The organism is Campylobacter vulpis, from assembly GCF_014217995.1.
GTDB lineage: Bacteria > Campylobacterota > Campylobacteria > Campylobacterales > Campylobacteraceae > Campylobacter_D > Campylobacter_D vulpis.
In genome coordinates this window covers 1,540,500-1,564,259 of record NZ_CP041617.1, presented here as the reverse complement: position 1 = coordinate 1,564,259, position 23,760 = coordinate 1,540,500, and the positions used below count along the sequence as shown (strand labels likewise).

Sequence of the window (23,760 nt, the reverse complement as noted above, 5' to 3'; positions counted from 1 at the left end):
GAAAAAGGGCTTTTATGCGCAAATTTTTAAAATGTGCTTTCTTTCTTTAATTGTGATTGTGGGGGCGATTTATTTTGGGAATATGCTTTTTGGGCAGTATTCTTTAGACACTATGCTTTCTTTAGAAGCGATGAAAGAGCGGTTAAATAAGCAAATTTTGTTGCTCAAAGAGCAAAATGCCAAGGCACAAAAAGAATATTTTGAATTACAAGGACTTGACCCTGATGAAAAAAAATAGGTGGATTTTATTTTTTTTGATTTTTAGTTTTGCTTACGCAAATGATAATCCCTTTAGCGGTGAGCAAAATGTTAGCATCATTACTCCATCATCTTTTACGAGAAGTGATGTAAAATTTAATTCTAATGCGAGAATTTTAAAAAGTGTTAGTTTTAATTATATCAATTTAGATGGCACGGAAGAAACTCTCGTGCTAGATGTAAATAAAAGCATAGACTGGCACGATACCTATACCATAGTGCGTTCTAAAAGTCCCGAACCATCTAAAATTCTAGATGTTTCTGTAACGATACCAAGCAAGGGTAATGCGGACTCAAATCTTTCTATTGATGTGGAGCTCCCACTTCAAAGTGGAAGCATAGATAAGCTTTTAACTTATAGCGTTTATAAAAATAAAATTCGTCTTAATACAAATGACGAGCTGGTGTCTGATTTTTCTATAGGTAATCCTAGCAAAATTGTGATGGATTTTAAGTCAAATATTATCAGTCCTAGTAAGGTTGTGAGGATAAAAAATTCCTTTTTTAAAAGGCTAGATTTTGGCTCTCATAAGGGTTATTATCGTTTGGTATTATACTTAGATGGCAAGTATAATTATAAGATAGAAAAAGATGCGAGTGGTTATACAATTTTTGTTTTGTAGATTTTTTATTTTTATCTTTTTGATAAATTTTGCTTTAGCTGATGAGCTGTTATTGCTAAATCGATTTGAATCAAAAGATTTTAAAGACGCAAATCTAAGCGAATATTTAATGAGTGAAAAGCTTGATGGAGTGCGAGGAATTTGGGATGGAAAAGGCTTTAAGAGTCGAAAAAATTATCCTATAAAAAGTCCTGAATTTTTTAGGGCAAATTTTCCTTCTTTTATGCTTGATGGAGAACTTTATTTGGGTAAAAATTCTTTTGATAAAATTTCTGCTTTGATTCGTAAAGATGATGAAAAGAACGCTCTTTGGAGAGACATTACCTATAATGTTTTTGATGTGCCAAAAGCTTGTGAAGAATTTAAGCTTAGTCCTTGCTCTCTTAAAAATAGACTAAGTGTTTTAGAAAAATATTTAGAGAAATATCCAAATTCCCATATTAAAATTATCCCTCATTTTGAAATTCAAAGTCAAGAACACTTAGAAAAATTTTATCAAAAGGTGCTAAAAGAGGGTGGAGAGGGACTTGTGATTAGGAAAAATAATGCTCCCTACGAAAAAGGACGCACTAATAACGCTCTAAAACTTAAACCTTACGAAGATGCAGAATGTAAAGTTGTAGGATATACGCAGGGAAGAGGTAAATTTGAGGGTATGGTAGGGGCTTTGCAATGTCAAATGCCAAATGGTAAGATTATCAAAATCGGCTCAGGTTTGAAAGATAAAGATAGAGCAAATCCTCCGCAAATAAATGCCATTATCACTTATAAATTTAGTGGATATACTAAAAATAATTTGCCGCGTTTTCCTGTATTTTTACGCCTTAAAGAGCCTCCGTCCTTACAATAAGACTTTGAGGAAGTTTAAAAAAGCGAATTAATTCTTCTTCTTTTTCACGCATTTCGCCCTTATCTTTTTCGTGGTCAAAGCCTAGTAAATGAAGCATAGCGTGGATAAAAAGTAGGGAAATTTCATCTTCTAAGCTATGTTGAAATTCTTTAGCTTTCTTCTGTGCTAGAGCTTTGTTAATAACTATGCTGCCAAGTGGGAGAGTCTTATTGACGGCTTGTAGGGGAAAGGACAATACATCTGTGCTTTTATTTTTATTTCTATATTTTAAATTTAATTCTCTCATCTCCTCATCTTCTACAAAGATAAGTTCGACATCTTTAGGACTTAAAGTCTTAGCTATATTATCTAAAAATTTACAATCTTCTTCGCAAAGTATCATCAAATCCCCTAGTTTATATGCTTACAAAGCTCTCAAATTAAAGATTTTTAAGCATAGTTTCATAAGCTTTTTGAGTGCCCGGACGCACCTTAGTCATTAAGCTTACGATGATAATCACAAAACTAGCACACACAAAGCCCGGCACAATTTCATAAAGTGGAAAGCCCAAAATTCCTGCTAAATAATTTTTCCAAGCCACAACCACAACAGCACCCGTAACCATACCTGCAATTGCACCCATACGCGTCATCTTACTCCAAAAGAGTGAAAAGAGCATCACGGAGCCAAAGCTAGCACCAAAGCCAGCCCACGCATAAGCGACTATGCTTAAGACACTTGAATTTTTATCTGTTGAGATTAAAAAGGCAATCAAAGCTACCAATAAAACGCCTATTCTGCCCAGTCTCATTACCATTTGTGAGCTTGCGTCTTGTTTGAAAATACGGCGGTAAAAATCCTCTGCTAAAGTCGAGCTTGAAACAAGAAGTTGCGAACTAGCCGTGCTCATTATTGCCGCTAAGATAGCTGAAAGTAAAATTCCAGCAATCCAAGGATTAAAGAGAAGCTGACTCATCACAATAAAAATTTTTTCTGGATCTTGCAAAGAGAGATTAAATTTATACACATAAGCAATGCCTAAAATTCCTATAAAACAAGCCCCGATAAGCGAAATCACCATCCAAGAAATCCCCACAATCGTGGCAGTTGGAATTTCTTTTGTTGAGCGTATAGACATAAAACGCACCAAAATATGCGGTTGTCCAAAATAGCCTAGTCCCCACGCAAGAGCCGATATAATGGTAAGCAATGACACGCCCTCACCCATAGATAAATTTTGAGGTTTGATTTCTTGGACGATGTTTATGGCAGCTTCATAACCTCCTAAATTTGAAAGCATTACCAAAGGCACGATGATTAAAGCACTCATCATTAAAAGTCCTTGAATCATATCCGTCCAGCATACTGCCTTATAACCACCTAAAAATGTATAAATTACGATGATAATAGTCCCTGTGGTAAGGGCGTGAGTATAGTCAATCCCAAATGTGCTTTCAAAAAGCTTCGCCCCACCTACAAGCCCAGAAGAAACATAAAAAGTAAAAAATACCAAAATCACAATGGCACAAACTATGCGTAAAATGTGCTTATCATCATCAAAACGCGTTTCAAAATAATCAGGGATTGTAATGCTATTTGCAATCACGCTTGTATAAATTCTAAGTCTTTTAGCGACAAAAACCCAGTTTAAAAACGCCCCTATACTAAGACCTATGGCGATATAGCTTTCTACAAAACCACTCACATATAAAGCGCCTGGTAAGCCCATCAAAAGCCAACCGCTCATATCACTAGCCCCAGCTGATAGGGCTGAAACCACGGGACCTAGTGAGCGACCACCTAAAAAGTAGTCTTCTGTATTTTTATTTTTCCTATAAAAATAAAAACCGATAAATAGCATTAAAGCAGAATAAGCGATAAAGGTAATAGCAATTTCTGTGTTAATTTTTACAACCTCCATTTGTTTCTCCTTATTGTAAATTTTTTAAGGCACGAATACCTAAATTTCCATAGCGATGATACGAAATGCTTAAAGCTTTTTCATTGTAGTAGAATAAAAGCTCAAAACGCCCATTTAACAAGGGCTTATCACGGATAATGATTTTAGCTTCTTTTGTAGCAGCTTGGTAGAGAGGGCTATTTTTATCCGCCTTAGCGTGATAACGAATGCGTTCGAATTTTGAAATTTTAGCGATAAATTGCTCCTCATTTTCTTCCACAAAATCTACTCCCAAATCGACTGCCTTGCAGATTTTCTTAAGTTCTGTGATTATAGAGCTTTGTGTAGTGTTATAGCTTACAAGAGGGCTTAAACTTAGCGTATGGCATCCTATGATTACGCCTAGAATATCTTGTAAATTATCTTCATCACACACCCTAAAAGCTAAATTTTTGATTTTAGTGTAAGAAAAAAGATTATCTTCACCGCGGATTTTTACATAATCCCTCGCCACGCTAAATTCGTGCTTATGATGATAAGCGTAAGATTGTGCCATAAGGGCGGCATTTGCTAGGGTAGCTTGTGTGCTTTCATCACTTGCTTTGCTTAGTTTTTCTAATGCACTTGCTAAGGGACTATTAAGTAAATTTGTATCAGTTCTTGCCTCTATGTCCATAAATTGCGTGATGTAGTTATAAATCCCTACCTTTCTCCCAAAGCCTATGGCGGATTTTTTCACCCCACCAAAGGGCTGCCTTAGCACGATAGCCCCAGTTGTGGGCTTGTTGATATAGATATTCCCCGCTTCAATATGTGTATGAAAATACTCCCACTCTCTTTCATCTAAGCTTTCAAATCCAGCTGTAAGCCCATATCCTGTGGAATTAACGATTGCAATGGCTTCTTTTAGATCTCTTGCTCTCATCACACTCAAAAGCGGTGCGAAAAGCTCATTCATATGCGTGAAAGCTCCTTTTTTGACGCCATATTTTATGCCCGGAGTCATTAGATGTGGATTATCATTGATAAATTGCGGTTTTAATGCCCACTCTTCTCCTGCTTCTAGCTCATTGATAGCCTTTAAAAGCTTTTTGCTTGGCTTATCACACAATGCCCCGAGTTTATTTTTTAGCACAAAAGAGCTTCCTACTGCTAGAGATTGTGCCGCATCGACAAGAGCTTTTTTAAACTCCTTATCTTTATAAACCTCATCTTCTAGCACAAGCAAAGAAGTCGCTGAGCATTTTTGCCCAGAATTTGAAAAGGCAGAGTGGATAATGTTTTTGACCGCACTATCTCTATCGGCAAATTTGGACACTATGGTCGCGTTTTTGCCCCCTGTTTCTGCGCTTAAGAGTAGTGTTGGATTTGCTTGCAGCATTGCGTAGGCAGTCTCTTCACCACCTGTGAGTATGGAAAATTTCACCGCTTCATCGCTTAAAAGATGAGTAGATATATCACTACCTTTAGCAGGGAGAAAGATTAGGGCATCTTTTGGAATCCCAGCGTCCCAAAAGCATTGACAAAGCATAAAGCCTGTAAGAGTGGAGAGCGATGAAGGCTTATAGATGACGACATTGCCCGCAGCCAAAGGGGCAGCTATAGTGCCAGCAGAAATGCCCACAGGGAAATTCCAAGGAGCTATGGTAACACCTATGCCTTTTGGCTTAAAGGTGGTATTTGGATTTTGCTTTTGTAGCGTTTCTAAAGAGTGTGGGTAAAACTCTATAAAATCAATCGCTTCGCTTACTTCAGGATCGATTTCTAAAAAGGTTTTACCCGTTTCAAGTGCTGCAAGCCCTATCAAATCACCCCTTCGCTCGCGCATAAGCTTGGCGACTTTAGATAAAGTGCTATAAAGCTCATCGCTACTTTTTTGAGTGAAATTTGAATTTTTCGCCACCTGCAAGGCTTGTTTTATTTCCTTTTCGCCAGCTAAATAAACCTTGCCTATAGGGCGATGTGCAACTTTGTCTTTGACTTCTAAAGTGTTTAAATGTGCCCGTGTAAAATCAAGCTCCCCAGCCACAGGATAGGCATCATAATCTTGTAGATTTTCATATTTTGCCTTGATATTTTGCGCCCATAGTCTATTTTGCGGCAAGATAAAATCCGTATCACTCTCATTGGTAAAAGTTTTTGTTTCATAGGAGCTAGCAGCTTTAGAAATTTGGCTTCTATCCTGTTTTCTATGTGTGGAATTATCAAGTGTTTTAATGCCTTCAAGCGCGTGTAAAAATAGCTCCTTTTGCTCCTGCCACTCTTTAGAGCCGACTTTTAGATTGAAAAAATAGCGCATAAAATTATCTTCGCTTGTGTTTTCATCAAGACGGCGCACAAGATAAGCAATGGCATTATTAAAATGCGCTTCATCACACACAGGCGCGTAAAGGATTAAATCGTGCATTTGTGAAAGCTCATAAGAGCATTGCAAACTCATACCCTCAAGCATTTCAAAGGTAAAGCTCTCACCCGCCCCAGCTTCGTTAATGCGCGTGTAAGCATAAGCGATTTCAAAAATATTGTGGCTTGCTATGCCAATGTTTATGTATTTGTAGTTTTCATCTTCTAGCACTAAATCTAGCATTTTATTATAATTGCTATCGGTGTCGATTTTACGCGAGAAGGTCGGCAGCTCCCAACCTTTTTGACTAGCGATCGTTTCTTCACTCTCCATATTTGCACCTTTTACAAAGCGGATTTTAATGGGCTGCATACCTTTCAAAACCCTTTCTTTTGAAAAGGTTAAAAGCTTTTTGAGATATTCATAAGAGTCAGGAATATAAGCTTGCAAGACAATGCCCGCTTTAATGTCAAATTTGCTCACACTCTCCATAAAGGCTGCCACGGTAAGCTCTAAATCCCTAAACTCCTCCATATCCAAATTGATAAATTTACTTACACCTTGTCTTTTTTGCTCCTCTAAGGCTAGGGCGTAGAGCTTATCAAGTCTTTTGACAACTTCTTCTTTAGAATAATCAAAGTCAATGATATTGATTTGAGAAAAAATTGTAGTGATTTTGATAGAAATATAAGTGATATAGCTTGATTTAAGGGCTTCTTCATATTTTTGCATACGATACTGGCTCTCCGCTTCACCCAAAACTTCTTCGCCGATGAGATTAACATTAAGCGTGATATTATGCTCCATTTTGCGTTTGGCGATGTGGGGGGCTAGGGAGCTTTCGCTAGAATCTAAAACCATAGCCTTTGTATCATCTCTTAAATGCGAAACAAAAAACGGCACACTAAGATTAGGAGCAAGCCTGCCAAAGTTTAAAAAGCTAAAAAGCAAAAACTTCTCAAAAGGTGAGAAAAAGTCTGCTATGCCAAATTTATTAAGCGTATGCCCTATAAGCTCAAAACTCGCTTTTTTATCTTTACAGCGAAAAGAGCGGTCAAGTAGCTCTATGAGCATTACCTTATTGTTAGGATTATTAAGAAGCTTTTGCATTTTAGCGTGGAATCTCCGCTCGGTAGCGGAGAGATTGTGCTCGATTTTATTTTGTAGCTCTTCTGCTAGGGCGATGGATTTTTGTATCATTTTGTAAAGTCCTTTTGCGAAATTTTTCTAAATGATACAATTAAAGATTAAATTCGTATTTTTTTATTTTGTGTTTTGTGTTTAAAATTTGATAATTTTGTATATTTTAGTAACATTTATTTGCATAAATGTATCAGTATCTTAAATTATTTAGAGAAATAAAACGATAAAAATGCCGTTTGGTAGCTAGATTTAGTCCTTGAACCCATAATATTGAAGGATATTGTGCCTATAATAAATCCGCATTTGTTAATAAAATTTTTCTTACATTTACCCCAGTCTTAATGTTGTGTGGTTTTTTTGATACAAAATGAGAAAATTTAATTTTATTTTTTTAAATCAGCTTAATTGTTTATCGTTTAAGGACTTTAAACTCACGCCTTTATATCCACACTTTTTGGAGTGTTTTTAGAAAGAATTTTGCTAAATTCTCCTGTTTTATCATCACTAAATTTAATCCCAAAAAGAAGTTCTAATTCTTCACTTTTACCAAATTTATTTTCTAATAATTTTTTTAAAAGTTCATTTTTTGCATTATCATCTTTATAAGTTTCTTTGTTTTGACTTTCGCTTTGTATGGGAGTGCGGGGATTTTTTGTTTGTTGGGGTTGTGAGAGTTGCATTTCTTTTTCGATATCCCTTTGGCTTTGCTCGGCGATTTCGCTTAATCTAGAATCGTGTTTTGATTGAAGTTCTAGCCATCTTTGCTTAAATTCTTCTATATCCATACTAGTATGGTAAATGCTAATGTATTCTCTTTGCAAATCTTCATCAAGCCAATGCATCGAAGCTTTATTTTTCTCTTTAAAGTCATCAATAGCCCAAATTTCTTCTTGGCTCATTTCCCCTTTTAAAATTTTATCTTGTATAGAACCTTCAAGTATGGGAATTGCTTTTGTAAGCTCATCGTAATAATCTTTATAGCTTTTAAGAAGCTTGTCTAAATTTGCGACATTATGATTGTTTTGTTGCGAATTTTGTAACAAATTTTCATTACTCGATATTTTATTACCCACAATGCTTATACCAAAGATATTTAAGCTATTATTAATATTCATCTTCTATTCCTAAAAGTCCAACCACCTAGAGCGTTTTCCATTTGCTCCTTATAATTTTTAGCTAATTCTTTAATAATAATGTTATGATTTAAAACCATACTAGAATTGACCCTATAAACTGTATTTGAAGAATAATTATAAACAACAACACCATAAGTAAAAAGCACATAAGGTTTTCCTAGATTTGAAGTTTTAATTTGTCTCTTAACGGTATAACCCAAAGCATTTAAAACCGGGTCTCCAGCAACTTGCATATATTCTTGTAATTTTGCACTGCTTGGAGCATTACAATAGGCAACTCCTATGCCACATAAGCCACTTTTAGATGGGACATAATTGCCATTTTTATCATATTTAATTTCACTTCCATCACGACTGCCAAAATGAACACCGGCATCATGTGCATTTATTGTTGTAACGGCTAACATTCCAATTTCATTATTTGAAAGTTTAATAGGAACGGTTAGATACCCTCCCCTAACCTCTTTCATCTCATCAAGGCTAAGAATTTTTACTCCTACGCTGTTATCACTCACCGCATCATTACTTAGCTTAGCAAGAAGATCATTTGCAAAAGCAAAATTTACTAGTAAAGCACTTAAAGCTATGATATTTAATAATCTTTTCATCACTATCCTTTTGTATAAGCTATATCGATTATTTTAATAAAAATTAAATAACTTTAAGCCTTTATATCCACACTTTTTGGAGTGTTTTTAGAAAGAATTTTGCTAAATTCTCCTGTTTTATCATCACTAAATTTAATCCCAAAAAGAAGTTCTAATTCTTCACTTTTACCAAATTTATTTTCTAATAATTTTTTTAAAAGTTCATTTTTTGCATTGTCATCTTTATAGGTTTCTTTGTTTTGACTTTCGCTTTGTATGGGGGTGCGGGGATTTTTTGTTTGCGGGAGTTGTGAGAGTTGTTGAATTTGTTGCGTTTGGTTAATTTCTTGATTGAAATTCATTTCATATTTTTTTTGCAATTCAAGAAAAGCACTTTTAAATTCATCTATACTTTTACTTGTATGAAAAATTCTAATATAAGCTTCATCATAGCTTACCCCATCAACAAACATTTGATGAGGAATTTTTTCATTTTCTTCTATCCATTTAAATAGACTATTTTTCTCAGTTTCTGACAATTCATTTTTTCTAAGCTTATCTTCTATTGAACCCTCAACTAGTCCTATTTTATCGCTAAATTCCTTAGAGCTTATGTATAAATCTATAAAGCTATTAGCCAACCTTTCTCTATCTTCTTTTTTTGGAAGTTCTTCGTGTTTTGCATTTTGGATAGCTTCGTCTTTAAATTTTAAAAGTGTTTCTAGCGGATTTGCTCCAAAATATTTATTAAAACTACTTATAAGAAATATCATCATCTTAATGTTCTAAACTTTTACATCAATTGACATAATGCTATGAGTTTGATATCCGTGTCTAAGCTCGTAGCGTTTTTTAGTCTCGAGGTATTTTTCCTTAAATTCATTAATGCTCATTGTTGAATTAAATAGGGAATTAAATTCGCTCTCATATAACATAAAAAGCCCTTTTCCTCCAAAATCAAATCCCCCAATTTTATAATCCGTCTCAATAAACTTTTTTAAATCCTCCACCTCTTTTTTGCTTATGCTTTTATCGTATCCCCATAATTTCCCTAAAATAGTTGTCTCGCCATTTTTGGCATATCCCAAATTTGGTATGCCTGCAAGGTCCATAAATTTAGCCTGTTGCTTATTATTTGTTTTCATCATAGCTGACAAATTTAAATGATTTAAAGCCCCTATTGTCATCTTAATCCTCCCAAAGCATTCTCTAAACGATCTTTATAATTTCTTTTTAATTCATTAATAATTACATTATTGTTTAGCGTAGCACTATTTGTTACATTGCGTATGCTTCCATCAAAACGATTAACAGCAACAACTCCATAAGAAAAATAAACAAATTTTCCAGCCCTATTAAAACCTATATTTCTTTTTACGCTAAAACCTAAGGCCGTATAAAGGGGATTTGAACCATCTAAGGCTTGAGTAAATTCTTGTAATCTTTTTTGACTTTGCCATAAATGTTTTTTGGTCGCACTATTGGAATAACATTGCGTAGAACCCATTTGACACAATCCTCTATCATTTTTCATAGTTTGCTCAAGATCAATTTGGCCATTTTTTATTTCCCAACCCAATTCATTTTCAAAATCTGGAACTGCTAAAGCGGCCAATTCGTTTTGAGAAATTCTTATGATAGTTACGGCATACCCACCCCTAACCTCTTTCATCTCATCAAGGCTAAGAATTTTTACTCCTACGCTGTTATCACTCACCGCATCATTACTTAGCTTAGCAAGAAGATCATTTGCAAAAGCAAAATTTACTAGTAAAGCACTTAAAGCTATGATATTTAATAATCTTTTCATCACTATCCTTTTGTATAAGCTATATCGATTATTTTAATAAAAATTAAATAACTTTAAGCCTTTATATCCACACTTTTTGGAGTGTTTTTAGAAAGAATTTTGCTAAATTCTCCTGTTTTATCATCACTAAATTTAATCCCAAAAAGAAGTTCTAATTCTTCACTTTTACCAAATTTATTTTCTAATAATTTTTTTAAAAGTTCATTTTTTGCATTATCATCTTTATAGGTTTCTTTGTTTTGACTTTCGCTTTGTATGGGGGTTTTTTTCGATGGAATTTCACTTGAGACATTTTGCTCGTTTAATAAAACTTGAGATTTTTTAGAAAAAGCAAGTTGCTTAAAATCCTCTATGCTTAAATTTTGTCTCAATATTCCAAAAAATAGCTCACTTGGGTCAAAATATTCACTATATTCATTAAGGAATTTCCACAAATTATCCACTTCGCTTTTGTCTATATTTTTATCCAAACCTTGCAATTTACCAAATAAATTAGTCTCCCCCTCTGCAATATAATGGTCGATTTTTTGATTTGACATAAAAGCCATAAAAAGTCCTGATGTGGAAATATTGCCATTTTCATCAATGTAAGCCTTTTGATTTATATCGTATGGAAGATAAGAAAATAAATTCTCACTCAATGCTTTTGTGTCTAAGCTAAAAAAAGTCGTTGTTAAAATGGTATTATTTTTTGGGCTGTAATTTTCATAAACATTATGAAGAAAATTTTCATATTCTTTTTTGTCAAAAGAATAAATTTTTGTTATATTAAGAGAATTTTTATCAAATTCAAAAGCTTGAGGGATATGATTTAAATCTAAGGGACTAAATTGCTCTTTAGAGCCGTCTATAAGCTCGGAAAAAAGTTTATAAGCGTTTTGTATAGTCTGCTTTAAATCGAGTTTTGAAAAATGTGTGCTGTTTTGATATGTTAAAAAATTTTCTATACTTTTTGAGTGGATCTTGTAAGATAGAGGCAAATTCATCGCCCTATTGAAATCACTCGTAAAAAAGCCCTCTTGGTCTATTTTATAGCCCAAAAATTCGTTATGGGATTTTTCGCGTTCAAATTTTGGAATTGACGCATAAATCCCATTGTTGATATTTGCGTAGTTGTTTAAATTTAAGGTCATTTTACTATCTTAAGCCACCAAGTCTTCTTTCAAAGTCTTCTTTATAAGCTCTGCTTAATTCTTTTATAACTAAATTATTATTTAGTGCGGAATTCATATTGACCCTATGAACACCATTTTTATCAACCATAGCAACACCATAAGTGAAATATACAAAACTTCCATTTTTAGAATAGCCTATATTTCTTTTAACTGTGTAGCCCACTAAGACATTTCTTAAAGTATCATCATTGGTGACTCTGTAAATTGCGACTGCTTGACCATAAGTTGTAGTTTGATCTGGAATTGCTAAAGCAAGATATTCATTTTCAGCTATAAGAAAAGCACTTGTTCTATACCCACCCCTAACCTCTTTCATCTCATCAAGGCTAAGAATTTTTACTCCTACGCTGTTATCACTTACTACATTACTTAGCTTAGCAAGAAGATCATTTGCAAAAGCAAAATTTGCCAGTAAAGCACCTAAGGCTATAACGCTAAATAGTTTTTGAAACATTTTAAACTCTTTTTATTTAAGATATATTTGGGTTTATTTTATCATTTAAAAATAGTGAAGTCAAATTTATAAGATATAAAATGTCATTATTTAAAAATTTGGAACACTCCTTGCTTGATTATCCTTTATGCAATATTTTAAAAAGGACAAATAATGAGAAAAATGATTTTCATTTTGGCGATTTTAAATGCTTGGCTTTTTGCTAGCGATGAATTAAATATCGATAGTTTGTTTAAAAAACAAATAGGTTTAAGAAGCATTACAAGCTTATCTTTACTTAGCACAGGTAATGCAAATTCCTATCTGCTTTATCCTAATATCAGCATAGGGGGTGATCCTACCATTTGGAACGATACAAAGCAAGTTTTTTTAACGCAAACTTTCATTTATACTTTGCATCCTAAATTTGACCTATTGATTTCAGGTGGAGGAAGTTACGCAAGGCAGGAATATACAAATTTTTTTACCAATGAATACTCTCATAAAAATCGCATAGGATTTGATAATCTATGGCTAGGATTTATTTATACGGGGGAAAGTTTTGCTGACTTTATCCCGCAAATCACCTTTCAAACAGCACTCGTTCAAAGAGAAAAAGCTATCAATAATACTAAAAATTTTTATCTAAAATCCCAAAATTTGCAAGTGAGTTTAAGAGGATATAGTGATCCTGTTGTATATAGCATTTATAGCGGCTTTGGATACAATCAAGCGAGGAAATTTAAAACCCTTAAAATAGAATATGGACACGGCATTTATGTAGGTGGGGATTTATCTGTCGTTTTAAGTCCTAAAATTACCTTAGATTTAGGAGCGGAGCAAAGATTTCAAACCGAACAAAAAATTAATGGTTATCAAAATTCTGAGGTGCGTTCTATCCCGACTTTTAGTTTAGGTTCAACTTATAGCATTAATGCAGATACCGCTGTATCGGTTAATGCTAATTTCGGCGGTAGTTCGGCTGCTCCCGATAGCGTATTTGGCTTAAGTTTATGGAAAAAGTTTTAAAAAAATTTATTATTATATTTTTTATACCCTTAGCGTTGTGGGCGGAATTTGTAGTCAAGTCTTATCAAGAGCTTAAAAACGAAAGGGTGATAAGGCAAAATTATGAAGAATCTTGCGGAGCGGCTTCTTTAGCTACCTTGCTTAATCTCATCGATGATAAAAAATTAAGCGAATTAGAGCTTTTGCAAGTGATGAGCAAAAAAGAGCTTTATACGGATATGGTAAGCTTTGCGGATTTAAATGAAGCGGTTGAAAAGCTAGGCTATGAAAGTAAAGCATATAAAATCGATAAGCAAATTTTAGAAAAACTTGTCAATGTCCCTATGCTTGTGAAGATTGAAGATGACCCACGCTTTCCGCATTTTGTGGTGATTATCAATCATAAAGGTAATTATTTACAAGTGCTTGACCCAAGTCATGGAGAATATATAAGCTCCAAAAGAGAATTTTATAGCATTTGGGATAGGTATGATAAGGGCGGATATGCTTTGATGATTGTTCCTAAAAAGACTTTAAAAACTTTTAAGCTTAATTTGCCAAATAAAATAAATTACGAATTTGACTTCAATTTTTTTAAATGATAGAATAAGTCTAAATACATCTTAAATAAAAAGAGTTTAAAATGTTTCAAAAACTATTTAGCATTGTAGCTTTAAGTGCTTTATTAGCAAATTTTGCTTTTGCAAATGATCTTCTTGCTAAGCTAAGTAATGGTGTAGTAAGTGATAACAGCGTAGGAGTAAAAATTCTTAGCCTTGATGAGATGAAAGAGGTTAGGGGTGGTGCGTTTCAATATGTCGGTAACTGTTTAAGTGGGACAAATTCTTGCTTAAGTCTTGCCGTAAGTCAAACTATAACAGGAACTCATTATAGGGATTTTAAAGCTATTCTTACAAATGAAGAGCCTCATAGCACAAATTATCATATAGGGTTTGTCGCTCAAAAAAATTGGTCTATATCTAGCCTTGGAAAACCTTATAGTTTTCTTACATACTCTGCCATCGTTTTCGATAGAGCTTCGGGGACAATGTATAAACAAAGCAATCAAGTATTAAATAATAATGGAATTGTTAGGGAGCTTAGTTATAGATACAAAAATCAATTTGATAGCCATTTAGGCGGATTATCAAGATAAAGATACTCTTTAAAAAGCCGATTTGTAACCAAGATAAATCGGCAAGGAGCAAATTTATGATAAATGCATCTTATATAAATAATCCTTATAAAAACGGCTATTCTATCCAAAAATCAAATCAAAGTCAGGCGATGGATAAAGAGAGCTTTTTTACAAATGATTTTAATGAAGCAGCTAAAATTCCAAAAGATTATAAAATTGACGCAACACAAATGCAAACACTAGTTAAAAATCTTTCTCAAAATAAAAATTTTGACACTATCAATTTGATTAAAACACTTGAAAACACTTACAAAGTGTTTTCTAACTTAATGCAATTTTCTAAAAATGAACTTCCACTAGGTTTTGAAATGGATAAAAATAGTTTTGAAATTTTAAAAATTTATGACAATGCACAAGATTTAGAAAATAATTTTTTAAATGAAAATAATTCTTATAAAGGAAGCAAAGTGGTCATAAATTTGAAAGATTTAAACTCAAAGGATAAATCTTTTATGAATTTTGCAAATGTAGTTTTTAATCAATTTGGTGGTGGTTATCTCATTGAGGGACAAAGCAATATAGGCGGTAAGTTAATGGGATTTGATAAAAATATGGATAAAAATCAAATCCAAGATTTAAATGACTTTATAAAAAATAATTCTTTTATAGCTAACGGCTCAATGGAAAAGCTTATGGAAGCACTCGATTTGTTTAGTAGCAATTTAAGCATAGAAGAATTTAAACAAAAATGGCTAAATTTAACAACAAATTTAGAGCCAAGCAATAAAACCATAGAGCAAATTGCAAGAGAAGATCTTAAGGCTAAAGAGGAGCAAAAACCTCGCACCCCCATACAAAGCGAAAGTCAAAACAAAGAAACCTATAAAGATGACAATGCAAAAAATGAACTTTTAAAAAAATTATTAGAAAATAAATTTGGTAAAAGTGAAGAATTAGAACTTCTTTTTGGGATTAAATTTAGTGATGATAAAACAGGAGAATTTAGCAAAATTCTTTCTAAAACTAAAAAGAGTGTAGATATTAAAGCGTGAAGATAAAAAGGAGTTTAAAATGTTTCAAAAACTATTTAGCATTGTAGCTTTAAGTGCTTTATTAGCAAATTTTGCTTTTGCAAATGATCTTCTTGCTAAGCTAAGTAATGGTGTGGTGAGTGATAACAGCGTAGAAGTAAAAATTCTTAGCCTTGATGAGATGAAAGAGGTTAGGGGAGGGTATTATATATTAAACACTAAATTTAATCAAGATAAATTAAATCTTACTTCCGAATTTTATCTTGTAGCAAATTTTCATCCGGGAGAGGTTGATTATATTAAAAATTATATTTTTAAAGACCCAAATGCTAAAAAAGGTTTATGCGGACTTAATGTAGTAAGTTGCTCAAATCCTAGCGAAAGAAGACTTATAGATTATCTTGACATCACAAATCAATCTTATATTTTTTCTCCTACATTTATAGTAAAAAGACAGATTAAAAGAACTCATTTGGGACAACCCTATGTTCTTTTTTCATATCAAGTTGGCGTAATGGATACAAACGGACAATATTATAAATTTGATCCTACAACTTCTAGTAGATTACTAAAATATAATATGATTATCAAAGAAATGGCTCAAAAATATAAATCTCAAATTGAAAGTGCAATGGGAGGATATAATGCAAATGTTATGTAAATTAATTTTAATAACATTATAAAAGGATATTAGGAACAAAATAGTGATAAATTTTACAAATTCCTATTTAAGCGTTAATTTTACCAATTTAAATTCTCAAGATAGAGTTAATTTAAAAAACATAAGAACAACCGACTTACCCAGCGATAAAACTCAAGCGGTAGATAAAATTTTAGGCTATGGCGTGGATAAAGAGGGTTTTTTTACAAGTGATTTTAATGAAGCAGCTAAAATTCCAAAAGATTATAGAATTAATGCAAATTTTATAAAAGCTCTCAATGAAACTTTAACAACGGCAGAACTTACCACCGAAGCTTTGTATGATTATATCAATTGGGCAAAAGAATTTGGTAATTTTTATAAAGAAAATTTGCAAACCCTTGATAAATTTGGAGAGAATTTTGATAGGGAACAAATTGAAAAAAAATTTAATGTTTCCCTTAAGGATAATTTTACCAAAAGCGATGTTTTGCTTAGTCTTTTTATAAATATCAATACAATCAAATTTAAAGAAGGCAAAAGCACTCTTTTTGGTAAAACTTATGGATTTGATAGTGCTATAAATGAAAAAGAAATGAAAGAATTTTATGCTTTTATGCAAAAAAATCAAATCAAAGACCCAAATAAAATAGAAAAATCCTCTTTTAAAAATATACTTTCTGATGAGTGGATGGGAGTTGATAGGGAAAGAAGCAAATTGCAAACTTATGTTTCTTATGCTATAAATTTTCATTTAGATCATTCTATTGTAAATAAAGCTAAAGATTTTAAAGATGAGTTTGACAAACTCTTACGCAAAAATTTAAATTTGGAAGAATTTAAAGCTCAATATTTAGATTTTAAAAAAAGACACGATGAATTTTTAAAAGATTTTGAAATGGCTATGGGTAATCATTTATTAATTAAACCCATTGAAAAAAATAATTTCGCCCCCATACAAAGCGAAAGTCAAAACAAAGAAACCTATAAAGATGACAATGCAAAAAATGAACTTTTAAAAAAATTATTAGAAAATAAATTTGGTAAAAGTGAAGAATTAGAACTTCTTTTTGGGATTAAATTTAGTGATGATAAAACAGGAGAATTTAGCAAAATTCTTTCTAAAAACACTCCAAAAAGTGTGGATATAAAGGCGTGAGTTTAGTTTTTAATAAGCTCAAGTTCTTTTTGTTTTTTGCTTTCACAAAGAGCGATAATGGCAGCGTTTATGCCCTCATCTTGCAGAGCTTTAAGCAAAGCGTTGGCATTTTTTTCATCAAGGGCTATTAAGAGTCCGCCAGAAGTTTCAGGACTACAAAATAAAAGAGTATTTTCTTGCAAATGCGGATAGCTTTTTTTCATAAATTCATAGTTTTGATAAGCTCCAGCCGGAATCAAGCCCATTTCAAAATACTCCCTCACACCCTTTAATAAAGGCAGAGAATTTTCAAAAATGCGTATGGAAATTTGCGGATTAAGCATTTCTTTTAAGTGTCCTAAAAGCCCAAAACCCGTTACATCACTCATAGCACTAGCCTCAAATTTCACAGCCAAGCGACTCGCCTTTAGATTAAGAGTAAGCATACTTTCAAGCATAGAATTTAAATGCGTTTTTTCTAAAAGTCCTCCTTTTAAAGCCGTGCTTAAAATCCCCACACCTAAAGGCTTGGTTAAAATGATAACATCGCCTATTTGAGCTGTGTTATTAGCGATAAATTTTTTAGGATACACTTTGCCTGTTACACTTAGTCCAAAAAACAGCTCCGCACTTTCTATAGTATGCCCACCAACGATTAAACCGCCAGCTTCTTGCACCTTATCATTTGCCCCGGCTAAAATTTCACCCAAAAGCTCTAAAGTGTGATTTTTATTATCAAAACCCACGATATTTAGGGCGTTTATCACTTCTGCTCCCATAGCAAAAACATCGCTTAAGGCATTTGCCGCCGCAATCGCACCAAAATGATAAGCACTATCGACCACAGGCGTGATAAAATCAAGCGTTTGCACGAGGGCTAAATTTTCATCGATTTGATACACACTTGCATCTTCATTGTTACCGATACCGCTGAGTAAAGCGGGGCTTGTTTGCATAAAGTTTAAAATTGTTTTAAGACCGCACGGGTTTAACTTCGCTGCTCAACCTGCCGCTTTAACAAAGTGGGTTAATTTTTGGTTTTTATAATTCATTTTCTCATAAAGTGATAATTTTTGCTTTTCCAAAAAGCTCATTTAAAATGCCATAAGCATTGCCTATGCTACCGATTTTAAGTTCTTTAGTTTTGCCAAAAAATTCCAAACACGCCCCACAGCTTATAATTTCCACTCCTAATTTTTCAAGTTCAAGCATAGCTTCGTGAGCTTTGTGATTTTTATCCGTGTTGATTAAAACGCTATCATTGACACAGATGATTTTACTAGGGCGATTTTCTAAGCTCTTTAGTGTGGATAAAAAGCCAAGCAATAAATTTTCCCCAAGCTCCCCCTCGCCCACCTTATCGCTTTTTAAAAATAAAATGTTAGCGTTAATTTCCTCATTGGAATTTACCTTACAAGCACTTTTTTGCACCCTTATATAAAATTCCTCGCCCCTTTCTTCGCAAGTGGGATTTAACGCTTTTAGGAATTTTAAAACATTGTCCTTTGCTATGCTAGAATTTAAAATTATTTCTAATTCTTCTCCATTTTTAAGCTTTTCTAAAGCCTTTTTTGTCTCCACCACAGGGGCAGGGCAGTCTAAATTGCGACAATCAATTTTCAAGCTTACTCCTTTCACTTTTTATTATCATTTTCTTTGAAAAATAGCTCTTTAAAGCGTTTATTAGCATATTCTTCAATGTCTTTTTGTAAGGTTGTATAATTTTGCATTAGCTCTAAGGCTCTGGGTGTAAGTTTTGTTCCCGATTTGCTTGAGCGACCCTGTCTTGAACTTACTAGTGTTTCTTGAGAATTAAGTTGTAGAGTTTGCAAATGCGTCCAAGCTTTCTTATAATTTATCCCCATAAGCTTTGAAGCGTGAAGTAAGCTTCCCGTTTGTGCGATGAGTTCTAAAAGCTCGGTTTTTCCTTTACCAAAAAGCAAGTCTCCTTCTGCATTTTCTATCCAAGTCTTGGTTTTAACGACAAATTTTTTACCTCTTTTTTCCTTAAAACAGCCTAGTTTGCAGTATTTTACATCAATTTTATAAGCTTTAAGGCTTGAACGCACATTTTTAAGCCCAAAGCCTTGTTTTGCTACCTCTCTAGCGTCTTTGCAAAAAATGCGTTTTCTCTCGTCCAAAAAAGGCTCAAGAGCTTTTAGAGTTTGAATTTTACCCTTTTCAAAGTCTAAATGTCCAAATTGCCCAAGCTCACAGTTATCAATGCGAATTCCATTTTCATTAGCGATTTTACCGATTTCCTCGACCTCTTTATTAAATTTTTTAGCAATTTTAAAAGCGGTTCCGCAGTCTAATTTTTCATTACTATTTAAAAGTTCTTTCATATAAGCGACAATTTCACACATCGATTCTTTCTTCTCCGCTGTAAATGTTGATTTTATCTCCCCTTGCAAAGCCACAAAGTGTAAGATTAAATTTCCTCGCTATCATTACGCCAAGACAAGTAGGTGCGGTGCGTGAGATGAGGACGGGGATTTTATGCATAACGGCTTTAGCGACCATTTCAGAGCTTAATCTCCCACTAACCATTAAAAAGCAATCTTGCAAATTTACCCCCGCAAGTCTTGCTTTCCCTAGTGCTTTATCTATGGTATTATGCTGGGCGATGTCCTCACCGATGAAAAAGGTATTTTCATCGACAAAAAGCTTTGCCGTATGCACACAGCCTGTTTTTTCGTAAAGTTCGCATTGAGTGTAAAATTCACTCATCTGTTTGAGAATTTGATTTTTGTTAAATTTGATTTTGGAAGTAATTTGACTTGCTTTGATGGCTTCTGGGTCAATGTTTGCTGTGTGTGCTCTACCACAACCGCTTATCACTACGCCCTCAGCATTAAGTTTGGCTAAATTTGCCTCATCGATTTTAGCTTCTATCCTTACACTCATATCATCTTGTTCTATGCTTTTAATGTCCTTTACGCTGGCGATGATATTTTCGCTCATCAAGTAGCCCACAGCCAAAGCTTTCTCATCAATGGGAGTCGCCATTAAAGCACCGATTTTAGTTTCATTGACAAAAATTTCAAGCTTAATTTCACGCACTAAAGTATCTTCGCAAACTAAACGCTCATCGCCCTTAAATTTAACAATTTCTGTCGTAAATAAAGCTTCCATAATTTTTTCTTTCATAATAAATTAATGAGATATTATATTAGTTTTTTTTTAATCAATCTACACCTTACGACAATTTGCCGTGAGGGTAGATTAGTAAGCATAACGCAAACCTAAGCTAAAGATATGAACTTTATTTTGCTTAAGATTTTCTAAAGATAAGTCATATTGTGCGTCAAGTTTAACGCGCGGAGAAAGATGATAAATCGTGCTAAAATTTGCATAAGTTAAATGCTTATTTTGTTTCGCGCCTTTGATGTAAGCCTTAGCGCCGTTTTTCCATGCTGCATCAAAACCAAAATCGCTAGGATTTAAAGCATAGCTATGACGCAACTCGCTCTCAAGCTCTATATTGCTTAACAATAAAGAAGTCCTAAGCCCAGCAATAGCCTTATATAAATGATAATTTTTTTCCTGTGCTTCAAAGCCTAGTGCCGTTTCTTCGCTAAAATTTCCCCTTACAATATTTTCATTAGCAAACGCAACAAAAGGCGTAAAAATCGCACTATGATGAGAGAAATCCTTCCCCGCTTCTAAGTAAAAATTATAAAGTTTATCATTGTGCTGACTATGAGATGGGATATTATTGACAATTCTTTGAGTTTTATTTTTCACAAAGCCAAGTCCCAAAGCACTCGCTAAATAAAAATCATCAAATTCATAACTTCCATAAAGATTAAAATAGTGATTTTTTATCTCGCTTTCTCCTGCTATTTTGTCAAATTTTGCTGTTGTTTTCGCATCGAGGATATTAAAGCCTAGCATCAAATCATCAAAATGATGATCGTGCCCTATCAGCACGGAATTAAGTTTAGCATTACCTCCCGCATAAACATCGCTTGAAATGTCAAATTTACTATGTAAAGCAAGGGCGTAAATTCCGCTGTTATCTTGTCTTCTTAGATAATTGATTCTTTGGGCGGTTTTATAGGCTAAGAGTTCGTTTTGCTTGGCTAGGAAGTGATTATTTGTCGCGTGAATTTCACCTGTGAGCGAGTCGATAATGCGATTTAAAGAATTCACATTAGCATTAAGCACACTCAAAGATGCTTCATAAATAGGGCTTTGTTCCTTGTCATCTTCTAAACTCTTTAAAAGATTTTCAAAATTATCCGCCGTTTTTAAGGTTCTTTCATCATTGTAATTTAGGGCTTTTACCACACTAGTTGCGCTGTTTCTGGTGTAGGATACCTTGAATTCTTTATTATTGTAAAGCGCTTCTTTGATGTTGATGAAAGCATTGCTTTCTGAAGTGATTTGATAATTGCCGTTAAAATTAGCGATTTCATTGGCACTTATAAGCGTGTGATAGCTGTTTTGATATGTGGAGACTATGTTGTTTGTTTGCGTTGCGTTAGTGATGAGGATACTATCTTTCATATCTATTTTATTTGAGGCTTCTAATTTACTTGTTAAATCGATGATGATTTTAGCCTGTGAGCTTCCCTGATAGTTTTCGATTTTAGCACCTTTGCCTGTGATTTCAAAAATTCCGCCTTGATTATCAATGGTTTTTGCGTTTATCATATTGCTTGAACTAGCGGCGGTGAGTGTGCCTTGTGTTTGGATATTGATTTTATTACCTGTAATGCCCCCATTTGTGAGCTTTAAGACACCATTTTCTATTTTTGTCTCTCCTGTGTAGCTATTATTTCCGCTTAAGATAAGCGTCCCTGTGCCTTTTTTATGAAGTCCTGCATCGCCTTTGATGTCATTACTCCAAGTCAGCTTATTTTGATCAGTATAATTTCTGTAATCTAAATGAACCTCTACCATTTCTTTATTATCTAAAAGAAGTTTTTTGTCAAAACGCGCCGGTCCTTTTAAGGCTCGATTAACATTAAGCTTGCCCCAGCCTATGGTAGCGTTTGGTTCTTCGGTAGGGTCGCTTGAGTTTTCTTTATCAGCCGTGCTAAGTATGGTTTGAACGACCAAGTGATTATCCATCCACGGATATTGCTCCCACACTTTAGCCACTGCTGCTGTTACCACCGGAGCGGCAAAGGAGGTTCCAGAGCCATTTCCTTGTTGAAAAGTATGTGTTCCTTGTGCAGCTATACCCCAGTTTTTCGCTCTTTCGCCTATTTTATTTGCATAAGTGTTATCAAATTGATTATTTTGATTAAGACTTGTTACAGCTATCCAGCCTTTCTTAGCTTCATTGTGTTTTATGGGGAGGGAGCTTTGATCACTTGCCATTTCTTGCTTTTCATTTCCTGCTGCCCATACGAAGATATTATCTTGCTCTTTCACTCTTTTAACTAGATTATCATAAAATGTGTAATTAATTTGACTCAAGTTAGAAGTTGGGTTTGTGCCAAAAGAATTATTATAAATTTTTGTTCCTTGCCTTTCAAGAGTAATATAAATTAATTCGCTCACATTAAGGCTAGTGCTATCTGCTTTACCCGCATCATAGCCAAAAAGCTTTGAGGTATTATTATATTTAGCGACTACGGAAGCTACTTTTGAGCCGTGTCCCTCAGCACCTGTGGTATTTGCAATGACTTGATTAGTCATCGTCATATTTTTAGCCTCAGTTTTGTCATACGTGGCAAAAACTCCATCAGCTATACCGATGTGAGAAATTTTATTTTCATCGTTGTAATTGTCTGTTTGTGATGTTTGAACACTGCTAAATTGCGTTGGTTGATGAGCTTTTGAAAAAGCAGTTGGTGCTACTTGGGGAGGGCGAAGTGAAGGTGGCTTTAAGGCTGTGCCTACCGAGCCACCCCCCCCCCCCCCACAACCATAAAATAAAAAAATAATACTTAAAAATAGAGCTTTTATAACTTTTTTCATCGATAAATCCTAAAAATAAAATGCGTTAATTGTATAACAAATAGTATAAAATAAGTCTTAATTAATAGGCGACAGAAGCCGTTGTGAGTGTGTTCTATAATCTTATTATATTTTAAATCAAAGGAGAAAATGTTAAATAAATCTCTAAAAGTTTAAGAGGTAAGATTTAGATATTTAAGTATTAAGTAGCGTGGTGCGGATGAAAGGACTTGAACCTTCACGCATTGCTGCACCAGATCCTAAGTCTGGCGTGTCTGCCAATTTCACCACATCCGCAAAAGTGGTACGCTCAAGAGGATTCGAACCTCTGACCTACGGCTTAGAAGGCCGTTGCTCTATCCAGCTGAGCTATGAACGCATATCTAAGGTGGTGCGCCCGATAGGAATCGAACCCATAACCTACAGATCCGAAGTCTGTCGCTCTATCCAATTGAGCTACGGACGCTGATGGGGTGAGTGATGGGAATCGAACCCACGACCCTCAGGACCACAATCTGATGCTCTAACCGACTGAGCTACACTCACCATTTTTATAAATTATAAAGATGGTCGGGGTGAAAAGATTCGAACTTTCGGCCCCCTGGTCCCAAACCAGGTGCGCTAACCAGACTGCGCTACACCCCGTAAAATTA

General features: G+C 34.1%; 24 protein-coding genes and 5 tRNA genes. 9 read left to right on the top strand and 20 right to left on the bottom strand.

Translation table 11 applies throughout. From position 1 onward, the window contains the following. Nucleotides 1-31 precede the first annotated feature (31 nt). From CVULP_RS08105 to CVULP_RS08095, 3 genes are read left to right on the top strand one after another with little or no spacing between them, the layout of a single operon-like run. On the top strand, nt 32-238 hold the full coding sequence (locus tag CVULP_RS08105; protein WP_099460971.1) for a hypothetical protein: 207 nt from the start codon (nt 32-34) through the stop codon (nt 236-238). Continuing rightward, on the top strand, nt 225-881 hold the full coding sequence (cgpA, locus tag CVULP_RS08100) for a glycoprotein CgpA (RefSeq protein ID WP_099460970.1): 657 nt from the start codon (nt 225-227) through the stop codon (nt 879-881). The genes CVULP_RS08105 and cgpA overlap by 14 nt, the downstream gene beginning before the upstream one ends. Beyond that, the gene (locus tag CVULP_RS08095; protein WP_099506859.1) at nt 850-1,731 is read left to right on the top strand and encodes a DNA ligase; all 882 of its coding nucleotides are present in this window, start codon (nt 850-852) and stop codon (nt 1,729-1,731) included. Before cgpA ends, CVULP_RS08095 begins: the two co-directional genes overlap by 32 nt. On the opposite strand, the gene ybeY is transcribed toward CVULP_RS08095, so the two are convergent. From ybeY to CVULP_RS08045, 10 genes are all read right to left on the bottom strand, one after another. After that, nucleotides 1,706-2,113 (bottom strand): rRNA maturation RNase YbeY, encoded by a 408-nt coding sequence (gene ybeY / locus CVULP_RS08090; RefSeq protein WP_099460968.1) that lies wholly within the window; start codon nt 2,111-2,113, stop codon nt 1,706-1,708. The genes CVULP_RS08095 and ybeY overlap by 26 nt on opposite strands. Before the next feature lie 37 nt (nt 2,114-2,150). Next, nucleotides 2,151-3,632 (bottom strand): sodium/proline symporter PutP, encoded by a 1,482-nt coding sequence (putP, locus tag CVULP_RS08085; RefSeq protein ID WP_099506860.1) that lies wholly within the window; start codon nt 3,630-3,632, stop codon nt 2,151-2,153. A gap of 10 nt (nt 3,633-3,642) precedes the next feature. Continuing rightward, a complete protein-coding gene (locus CVULP_RS08080) occupies nt 3,643-7,155 on the bottom strand; it encodes a proline dehydrogenase family protein (protein ID WP_099506861.1) in 3,513 nt (1,170 codons plus the stop codon). Nucleotides 7,156-7,529: 374 nt separating this feature from the next. Then, nucleotides 7,530-8,213: a hypothetical protein gene (locus CVULP_RS08075; RefSeq protein ID WP_141085312.1), complete on the bottom strand. Its 684-nt coding sequence runs from the start codon at nt 8,211-8,213 to the stop codon at nt 7,530-7,532. Next, nucleotides 8,210-8,842 carry a bacteriocin gene (locus CVULP_RS08070; protein WP_215729094.1) on the bottom strand — a complete coding sequence of 211 codons (633 nt, stop codon included), beginning with the start codon at nt 8,840-8,842 and terminating at the stop codon, nt 8,210-8,212. Before CVULP_RS08070 ends, CVULP_RS08075 begins: the two co-directional genes overlap by 4 nt. Nucleotides 8,843-8,895: 53 nt before the next feature. Next, nucleotides 8,896-9,597, bottom strand: coding sequence for a hypothetical protein (locus CVULP_RS08065; protein WP_099506863.1), 702 nt, complete (start codon nt 9,595-9,597; stop codon nt 8,896-8,898). A 9-nt stretch (nt 9,598-9,606) separates the two neighbouring features. After that, nucleotides 9,607-10,008: a hypothetical protein gene (locus tag CVULP_RS08060; protein ID WP_180753004.1), complete on the bottom strand. Its 402-nt coding sequence runs from the start codon at nt 10,006-10,008 to the stop codon at nt 9,607-9,609. Next, a complete protein-coding gene (locus CVULP_RS08055; RefSeq protein ID WP_257874316.1) occupies nt 10,005-10,631 on the bottom strand; it encodes a hypothetical protein in 627 nt (208 codons plus the stop codon). The genes CVULP_RS08060 and CVULP_RS08055 overlap by 4 nt, the downstream gene beginning before the upstream one ends. Before the next feature lie 53 nt (nt 10,632-10,684). Continuing rightward, complete coding sequence (locus CVULP_RS08050; protein WP_265415666.1) at nt 10,685-11,764, bottom strand: Cj0814 family flagellar-dependent secreted protein; 1,080 nt, start codon at nt 11,762-11,764, stop codon at nt 10,685-10,687. Between the two features lie 4 nt (nt 11,765-11,768). Next, nucleotides 11,769-12,260: a hypothetical protein gene (locus tag CVULP_RS08045; RefSeq protein ID WP_099506872.1), complete on the bottom strand. Its 492-nt coding sequence runs from the start codon at nt 12,258-12,260 to the stop codon at nt 11,769-11,771. Nucleotides 12,261-12,413: 153 nt separating this feature from the next. On the opposite strand from CVULP_RS08045, the gene CVULP_RS08040 reads away from it, so the two are divergent. From CVULP_RS08040 to CVULP_RS08015, 6 genes are read left to right on the top strand one after another with little or no spacing between them, the layout of a single operon-like run. Beyond that, the gene (locus CVULP_RS08040; protein ID WP_099506871.1) at nt 12,414-13,268 is read left to right on the top strand and encodes a hypothetical protein; all 855 of its coding nucleotides are present in this window, start codon (nt 12,414-12,416) and stop codon (nt 13,266-13,268) included. Beyond that, nucleotides 13,253-13,849, top strand: coding sequence for a C39 family peptidase (locus tag CVULP_RS08035; RefSeq protein WP_099506870.1), 597 nt, complete (start codon nt 13,253-13,255; stop codon nt 13,847-13,849). The genes CVULP_RS08040 and CVULP_RS08035 overlap by 16 nt, the downstream gene beginning before the upstream one ends. 41 nt (nt 13,850-13,890) lie before the next feature. Then, the gene (locus CVULP_RS08030) at nt 13,891-14,403 is read left to right on the top strand and encodes a hypothetical protein (RefSeq protein WP_180753005.1); all 513 of its coding nucleotides are present in this window, start codon (nt 13,891-13,893) and stop codon (nt 14,401-14,403) included. Nucleotides 14,404-14,459: 56 nt separating this feature from the next. Further along, on the top strand, nt 14,460-15,437 hold the full coding sequence (locus tag CVULP_RS08025) for a hypothetical protein (RefSeq protein ID WP_099506869.1): 978 nt from the start codon (nt 14,460-14,462) through the stop codon (nt 15,435-15,437). Nucleotides 15,438-15,456: 19 nt separating this feature from the next. After that, nucleotides 15,457-16,077, top strand: a complete 621-nt coding sequence (locus CVULP_RS08020) for a bacteriocin (protein ID WP_099506868.1) — start codon at nt 15,457-15,459, stop codon at nt 16,075-16,077. 43 nt (nt 16,078-16,120) lie between these two features. Then, nucleotides 16,121-17,215: a hypothetical protein gene (locus CVULP_RS08015; protein WP_099506867.1), complete on the top strand. Its 1,095-nt coding sequence runs from the start codon at nt 16,121-16,123 to the stop codon at nt 17,213-17,215. A gap of 2 nt (nt 17,216-17,217) precedes the next feature. Here the strand turns inward: CVULP_RS08015 and selD are convergent, their stop codons facing one another. The 10 genes from selD to CVULP_RS07965 form a co-directional block, all read right to left on the bottom strand. Beyond that, nucleotides 17,218-18,246, bottom strand: coding sequence for a selenide, water dikinase SelD (selD, locus tag CVULP_RS08010; protein ID WP_099506874.1), 1,029 nt, complete (start codon nt 18,244-18,246; stop codon nt 17,218-17,220). 4 nt (nt 18,247-18,250) lie between these two features. Next, nucleotides 18,251-18,817, bottom strand: a complete 567-nt coding sequence (gene yedF, locus CVULP_RS08005) for a sulfurtransferase-like selenium metabolism protein YedF (RefSeq protein ID WP_099506866.1) — start codon at nt 18,815-18,817, stop codon at nt 18,251-18,253. A gap of 11 nt (nt 18,818-18,828) precedes the next feature. After that, complete coding sequence (locus CVULP_RS08000) at nt 18,829-19,560, bottom strand: winged helix-turn-helix domain-containing protein (RefSeq protein ID WP_099461905.1); 732 nt, start codon at nt 19,558-19,560, stop codon at nt 18,829-18,831. Beyond that, nucleotides 19,553-20,329, bottom strand: a complete 777-nt coding sequence (fdhD, locus tag CVULP_RS07995) for a formate dehydrogenase accessory sulfurtransferase FdhD (protein WP_099506865.1) — start codon at nt 20,327-20,329, stop codon at nt 19,553-19,555. The genes CVULP_RS08000 and fdhD overlap by 8 nt, the downstream gene beginning before the upstream one ends. A gap of 90 nt (nt 20,330-20,419) precedes the next feature. Then, nucleotides 20,420-23,128 carry a S8 family serine peptidase gene (locus tag CVULP_RS07990; RefSeq protein ID WP_213356942.1) on the bottom strand — a complete coding sequence of 903 codons (2,709 nt, stop codon included), beginning with the start codon at nt 23,126-23,128 and terminating at the stop codon, nt 20,420-20,422. 191 nt (nt 23,129-23,319) lie between these two features. After that, nucleotides 23,320-23,404 (bottom strand) — tRNA-Leu (locus tag CVULP_RS07985). Between the two features lie 5 nt (nt 23,405-23,409). After that, a tRNA-Arg gene (locus CVULP_RS07980) sits at nt 23,410-23,486 on the bottom strand. 10 nt (nt 23,487-23,496) lie between these two features. After that, nucleotides 23,497-23,573, bottom strand: a tRNA-Arg gene (locus tag CVULP_RS07975). 3 nt (nt 23,574-23,576) lie between these two features. Continuing rightward, nucleotides 23,577-23,653, bottom strand: a tRNA-His gene (locus tag CVULP_RS07970). A 21-nt stretch (nt 23,654-23,674) separates the two neighbouring features. Beyond that, nucleotides 23,675-23,752, bottom strand: a tRNA-Pro gene (locus CVULP_RS07965). Nucleotides 23,753-23,760: the final 8 nt, after the last annotated feature.

Excerpts from the sequence above, each read along its gene's own strand:
- CVULP_RS08055 (WP_257874316.1), bottom strand. The coding sequence starts at position 10,631 with ATGAAAAGATTATTAAATATCATAGCTTTAAGTGCTTTACTAGTAAAT.
- CVULP_RS08020 (WP_099506868.1), top strand. The coding sequence starts at position 15,457 with ATGTTTCAAAAACTATTTAGCATTGTAGCTTTAAGTGCTTTATTAGCA.
- CVULP_RS08105 (WP_099460971.1), top strand. The coding sequence starts at position 32 with ATGTGCTTTCTTTCTTTAATTGTGATTGTGGGGGCGATTTATTTTGGG.
- CVULP_RS07990 (WP_213356942.1), bottom strand. The coding sequence starts at position 23,128 with ATGAAAAAAGTTATAAAAGCTCTATTTTTAAGTATTATTTTTTTATTT.
- CVULP_RS08075 (WP_141085312.1), bottom strand. The coding sequence starts at position 8,213 with ATGAATATTAATAATAGCTTAAATATCTTTGGTATAAGCATTGTGGGT.
- CVULP_RS08025 (WP_099506869.1), top strand. The coding sequence starts at position 14,460 with ATGATAAATGCATCTTATATAAATAATCCTTATAAAAACGGCTATTCT.
- putP (WP_099506860.1), bottom strand. The coding sequence starts at position 3,632 with ATGGAGGTTGTAAAAATTAACACAGAAATTGCTATTACCTTTATCGCT.
- CVULP_RS08050 (WP_265415666.1), bottom strand. The coding sequence starts at position 11,764 with ATGACCTTAAATTTAAACAACTACGCAAATATCAACAATGGGATTTAT.
- fdhD (WP_099506865.1), bottom strand. The coding sequence starts at position 20,329 with ATGGAAGCTTTATTTACGACAGAAATTGTTAAATTTAAGGGCGATGAG.
- cgpA (WP_099460970.1), top strand. The coding sequence starts at position 225 with ATGAAAAAAAATAGGTGGATTTTATTTTTTTTGATTTTTAGTTTTGCT.
- CVULP_RS08030 (WP_180753005.1), top strand. The coding sequence starts at position 13,891 with ATGTTTCAAAAACTATTTAGCATTGTAGCTTTAAGTGCTTTATTAGCA.
- CVULP_RS08045 (WP_099506872.1), bottom strand. The coding sequence starts at position 12,260 with ATGTTTCAAAAACTATTTAGCGTTATAGCCTTAGGTGCTTTACTGGCA.
- CVULP_RS08095 (WP_099506859.1), top strand. The coding sequence starts at position 850 with ATGCGAGTGGTTATACAATTTTTGTTTTGTAGATTTTTTATTTTTATC.
- CVULP_RS08060 (WP_180753004.1), bottom strand. The coding sequence starts at position 10,008 with ATGACAATAGGGGCTTTAAATCATTTAAATTTGTCAGCTATGATGAAA.
- CVULP_RS08070 (WP_215729094.1), bottom strand. The coding sequence starts at position 8,842 with ATGAAAAGATTATTAAATATCATAGCTTTAAGTGCTTTACTAGTAAAT.
- CVULP_RS08000 (WP_099461905.1), bottom strand. The coding sequence starts at position 19,560 with ATGTGTGAAATTGTCGCTTATATGAAAGAACTTTTAAATAGTAATGAA.
- CVULP_RS08040 (WP_099506871.1), top strand. The coding sequence starts at position 12,414 with ATGAGAAAAATGATTTTCATTTTGGCGATTTTAAATGCTTGGCTTTTT.
- CVULP_RS08035 (WP_099506870.1), top strand. The coding sequence starts at position 13,253 with ATGGAAAAAGTTTTAAAAAAATTTATTATTATATTTTTTATACCCTTA.
- CVULP_RS08080 (WP_099506861.1), bottom strand. The coding sequence starts at position 7,155 with ATGATACAAAAATCCATCGCCCTAGCAGAAGAGCTACAAAATAAAATC.
- ybeY (WP_099460968.1), bottom strand. The coding sequence starts at position 2,113 with ATGATACTTTGCGAAGAAGATTGTAAATTTTTAGATAATATAGCTAAG.
- CVULP_RS08065 (WP_099506863.1), bottom strand. The coding sequence starts at position 9,597 with ATGATGATATTTCTTATAAGTAGTTTTAATAAATATTTTGGAGCAAAT.